Origin of the sequence: Maribacter chungangensis, from assembly GCF_042676845.1 — a bacterium.
Lineage (GTDB): Bacteria > Bacteroidota > Bacteroidia > Flavobacteriales > Flavobacteriaceae > Maribacter > Maribacter chungangensis.
On record NZ_JBHTHY010000018.1, the window covers coordinates 1 to 4,286 of the forward strand.

Consider the following 4,286-nt stretch of genomic DNA (forward strand, 5'->3'; position numbering starts at 1 on the left):
AAAGCCCCGCAGAGCGCCTTATATGAATCCGTTTTTTTCGGGATTAATGACTTGTGCAACGGTTACCGTTGTTACCCTTTGTTATTTTTTTGCAAGTTGATAATTATTTACTAAAACCGAAGCTGAAATCTGAAGTATGCTTTCCAGTTCTCGTATCATTTCTACCGTTAATTTTTTCTTTCTGTTCAGAATTTCAGATACCCGACTTTTCCCACCAATTATTCCGACCAAGTCCTTCTGACGCATATTCAGTTCCTCCATTCTTATTTTTATCGCTTCGATTGGGTCAGGCGAATCTATTGGATAATGCTCGTTTTCATAGTTTTCTATTAGTAATGAGAGTATTTCCGCTTCATCTCCTTCTTTTGTGTCGATTGGTGCGTCAAAAATAACCTCCAAGCGTTCAAGTGCATTTCGGTAATCTTTTTCAGATTTTATAGGTTTTAATTCCATAATATTTTATTTAAATCGTGTCTGCATCTATTTTGTCATATTCGGCATGAGTGCCGATAAAACGAATAAATGCCCATTGTTTTTCATAATTGAACTTAACTATCAATCGGTAGGAATTTCCTTTAATGTTAAAAACCACCCGACCATTTTTAAGAATACTTGCATTGATGTAGGTTTGTTTTATATCGTTAGGTGAAAACCATTTAGCACTTTTTGCCGTGTCGTACCAAGTTTTCAAATATTGTTCGGAATCTGCATGTTTTTCCCAATATTCTCGAAGTGTACTTTTTGCAATTATTCGTTTCATTCGTTCAAATATAAAGCAAAAATACAAAAAGTTCTCGAATAACGAACATTTATGAATTTAAAACAGTAATAAATGCAGTAGGCATCCATCATAAATTTATTCCGAATGATACAGAAACAATTTCGTAACCCTGTTTACTTTTTTCGTTTAAGATACGTTCTACGTCATTTTTCAATCCTTCCGTAGACCGCATGGTACTTAGTTTAATGATTTCGTAATTTTTCATTGCTGTTGTTTTTTTATAATAAAGGGTAACGGCCCCTGTATAAAGCGGTCGGGGCGTTTTGGCTCTTGTCCGCTTCTTGTCGGCCGGTTGAGTTGTTTATAAATATACTTTAATTTCGGGATTTAGCCGCCACGCGTTGAGCTTTTAAAACGCCCCGTTCGCTTTATACCGTGTTCATGCCGGTTGGGCTCTTCCTATGGTGTTTCCCCTTTCCCTGGCTTTGTGTATTTGGGGCGTTTTACTCAGGGGCCGTTCAGGCCGATTGAATATCGTGTGAGCGTGAAATCCTTTTGGTTGTGTTTCGTGTTTTGACGGAATGCACCGCACCATTGTAAAGGGGGACTGTTCTCTCGGGTGTCCGATTTCATGGCGGAGCGATATGTCCTCTGGCAATCGGCCTGAACGGTCTCGCATAAGAGCAGTGGCGGTTTATGGCCACAGTCTTTTCAGCCAAGACCGACCTTTATTTTTAGTTATAACTTCAGATTTAGCACTTTCTCCGCCATTGCTTTTATGCATTGTTGGGCATTAGTTGTGTGTCCTGCGCTGTTCAAGGATACAAGATAAGAAAATAGTTCTTTGAGAATGAACAGCAGAACTGTAATTGAGATGAGAGAAGGTCTCTCGGCTAAGATGTACAGGCATATTGGTCAAACCGCCTTATGGGGCTTAGTTTTCACGACTTGGTCTTGAGCGATAAGGTTAAATGCACTACTGCCGTTTGTATGGTAAGTAGAAAGCTATGGTAGGAGTAAAGAAGCTGAACGAGATGCGAGTGAACCCTTGTAGAAGTGTCGTTAACAACTTAGGTATTGCCAAAATCAAAGGATGGGCGGTCCTGCGAGATAGAACTTGACGAGCGTAACCTGAATTATTGGTCAAGTGGCAATCGGCATAAAGAGGGCAGGAGCTTTACTTACGGCTCAATTACGGAACAGGAGAAGCCAATTTGTAGTGTGAAAATGCCATAACCCCGAAGGGCAAGGCAGAAAGTAACGATACTATGGATTGGTGGCGGATTTGCCCGTAGTAGCGATGATGATCTTTGAAAGAGGAAAGGAGCGAAGGGGCAGACTTAACAGTTTTAAATTGTATTACAACTAAGTAAAACTTAGGATGATTTTCGAGGAGAAACAAAAGTCGCAACCGATAGAAAAGCGACAGGTATGGAAAGCCTTTCAGAAGGTAAAACAAAATGGCGGAGCATCAGGTGTTGACAAGCTGTCAATAGCCGAAGTGTCCGCTCGTGCACGGAAGTATCTGTATCCGATATGGAACCGCATGGCTAGTGGCAGTTATTTTCCCCGTCCTGTACGTGAAGTAGAAATACCCAAAGCCGATGGCAGGGTAAGAAAGTTGGGGATACCCACCGTGTTAGACCGTACGGCCCAAATGGTCATAAGGGAGGAACTGGAAGCCATCGTGGACAAGCACTTTAGTGCAAGTTCGTTTGGCTACCGACCGAACAAATCAGCGCACCAGGCTATCAAACAATGCAGGGAGAACTGCATGAAGCTGGACTGGGCGATAGATTTGGACATCAAAAGTTTCTTTGATGAAATAGACCATGAGTTGATGATGAAATCCCTAAGTCAGTTTACTGCCAAGGATCATATTCATTTGTACGTTAAACGTTGGTTGGAAGCCCCAATCCAAAAGAAAGATGGTACAGTTCTGAAACGAAGCAAAGGGACACCGCAAGGAGGAGTGATAAGTCCATTACTGGCAAATATCTTCCTTCACTTTGTCTTTGATAAGTGGATAGAAAAGTGCCATCCCGAGGTAAAGTTTGAAAGGTATGCAGATGATATTATCATCCATTGCCAAAACTTCAAACAAGCCCTGCGGACATTGGAAGCGGTAAAAGCCCGATTCAAGAAGTGTAAACTTCAAATCAAAGACGGCAAGAGCAATATTGTGTATTGCAAACGCAACCAAAAGAAGCACCCACCCTTCAAGGTGCAGTATGTGACCTTTGATTTTCTTGGGTTTACATTCCAACCGAGAATGGTAAAGGGTTATTTTGGGAACTTTCATTTAGGCTTTACCCCGTCCATTAGTCGTAAAAGTCAGAAACGTATCAACCAAACCTTGTTTAAGATGAAACTGCACCGTATGGTACATTTGCGGCTGCCCGATTTGGCAGCCATTATAGCAGATAAAATGAAGGGATGGATTCATTATTACGGCAAGGTGCGGATGAGTGAACTACATTATGTGTTCCGCTTTCTGAACAAACGACTGGCAAAATGGGTACGCAACAAATATCGGAGGTTCAGGCGAAAGCATTGGTTCTTTGCTTACAAATGGCTAATGGAAACTGCGAAGCAGTACCCTAATCTATTTGTGCATTGGCAATATGGTTTTCTGCCGTAGGCTTGTTAAGAAGAGCCGTATGATGTGAGAGCATCACGTACGGTTCTGTGAGAGGTTTAGGGGTGAGAATCCCCTTTACCTACTCGACTTTTTTACATCTGTAGGTTCAGATTTAGTTTCGCTCCTAATGCGTTAAAAATCCGCATAACAGTTTCGAACGTCACATTTCCCGTACTATTTTCAAGTCTTGATATTTGCGCTTTTTTAACTCCAACTAATTCCCCTAATTGTTCTTGGGTTAGTTTCCTTTTTTTTCGGGCAGTTTTTATCATATCCCCAATCAATTCAAGTTTTAACTCAAATTCATATTCATCTCTCTCTTCAGTTCCCTTTTTTCCAATTAAAAGGTCTTCTGCTTCGTCTAAAGTGTAACTTTTCATTTCTTTTTGTTTTTAAAATATTCTTTCCTAATTCTGTCAGCTTTATTGATTTCTTTCTTATCTACTTTGCTCGTCTTCTTTATAATTCCGTGAGTAGCAAAAACTAATGTCTCACTTTTATCTTCTTTGTCCCAAAATGCTAAAAGTCGATATTGATTTCCTGAGTAGAGCGTTCTGAATTCCCATATTTCGTCAGTTAGCTTTTTAAATAACTTTGGGTCAGATTGCTGTTCGGCACGTCTTATATTCTGAAATATTTTCTTTCGAGCTTTAAGGTTTTGTTTTTCAATAAATTCAAATGCCTCTACAAGTAATTTTGTTTCAAATCTTTTTATCATTTTTTGCTTACAAACATTTAGATATCAAATATACAAAAAGTTTCGTTATATGTAAACAATTCTCGAATTTTAAATGTGTGGTAACGGTTCGGCTAAGCGTAGTGCAGAGGCAAGGAAACTTTTCGTTTCCGTCTGCCGATGCAAAAATCGGCGATAGTATACCACCCTCGCCGGATTAAAGTGAGCCACCCTTGCCGGGTCAAAGT

At 40.2% G+C, this 4,286-nt stretch carries 6 protein-coding genes; 1 reads left to right on the forward strand and 5 read right to left on the reverse strand.

The features are described from left to right. Positions 1 to 81 precede the first annotated feature (81 nt). From ACFQZJ_RS17170 to ACFQZJ_RS17180, 3 genes are all read right to left on the reverse strand, one after another. Positions 82 to 453: a helix-turn-helix domain-containing protein gene (locus ACFQZJ_RS17170; protein ID WP_379936131.1), complete on the reverse strand. Its 372-nt coding sequence runs from the start codon at positions 451 to 453 to the stop codon at positions 82 to 84. A gap of 10 nt (positions 454 to 463) precedes the next feature. Continuing rightward, positions 464 to 760, reverse strand: coding sequence for a type II toxin-antitoxin system HigB family toxin (locus ACFQZJ_RS17175; protein WP_379936132.1), 297 nt, complete (start codon positions 758 to 760; stop codon positions 464 to 466). Between the two features lie 88 nt (positions 761 to 848). Continuing rightward, positions 849 to 986, reverse strand: a complete 138-nt coding sequence (locus ACFQZJ_RS17180; RefSeq protein WP_379936133.1) for a hypothetical protein — start codon at positions 984 to 986, stop codon at positions 849 to 851. A 1,116-nt stretch (positions 987 to 2,102) separates the two neighbouring features. Between ACFQZJ_RS17180 and ltrA the strand changes: the two genes are divergently transcribed. Then, complete coding sequence (gene ltrA, locus ACFQZJ_RS17185) at positions 2,103 to 3,362, forward strand: group II intron reverse transcriptase/maturase (RefSeq protein ID WP_379936134.1); 1,260 nt, start codon at positions 2,103 to 2,105, stop codon at positions 3,360 to 3,362. Between the two features lie 92 nt (positions 3,363 to 3,454). Here the strand turns inward: ltrA and ACFQZJ_RS17190 are convergent, their stop codons facing one another. Continuing rightward, a complete protein-coding gene (locus ACFQZJ_RS17190; RefSeq protein WP_379936135.1) occupies positions 3,455 to 3,742 on the reverse strand; it encodes a helix-turn-helix domain-containing protein in 288 nt (95 codons plus the stop codon). Further along, on the reverse strand, positions 3,739 to 4,080 hold the full coding sequence (locus ACFQZJ_RS17195; RefSeq protein ID WP_379936137.1) for a type II toxin-antitoxin system RelE/ParE family toxin: 342 nt from the start codon (positions 4,078 to 4,080) through the stop codon (positions 3,739 to 3,741). Before ACFQZJ_RS17195 ends, ACFQZJ_RS17190 begins: the two co-directional genes overlap by 4 nt. Between the last annotated feature and the right edge of the window lie 206 nt (positions 4,081 to 4,286).